General features: G+C 51.5%; 1 protein-coding gene. It reads right to left on the reverse strand.

Annotated features, from left to right (window positions below; all coding sequences use genetic code 11):
* Positions 1 to 237 (reverse strand): hypothetical protein (locus R0J88_RS23435; protein WP_410901381.1); only part of this gene is annotated, 237 nt, incomplete at both ends.

Raw genomic sequence — 237 nt, forward strand, 5'->3', positions numbered from 1 at the left:
TTCATCCGAGCGAAAAGAAGTTTTGCAGCCTCCCCATTCGCTTCGCCGACTTTGGACCGGATCAGATAATCCATGCCCTCCGCACGTTTGTTCTCATCCTTGCTGACGAGTTTTCGAGCGTTTTCACGGATCACCAGCACGTTGTTCACGTGCCTGGATGCAAATTCGATATCGCTTCCCGCTGTAAGTAGCACGACCATACTGGCCATAAGCTCGTCGAGCTTTAACATCGCGTCT

The organism is Pseudoalteromonas sp. SIMBA_162 (genome assembly GCF_046535955.1).
Classification (GTDB): Bacteria; Pseudomonadota; Gammaproteobacteria; order Enterobacterales; family Alteromonadaceae; genus Pseudoalteromonas; species Pseudoalteromonas marina.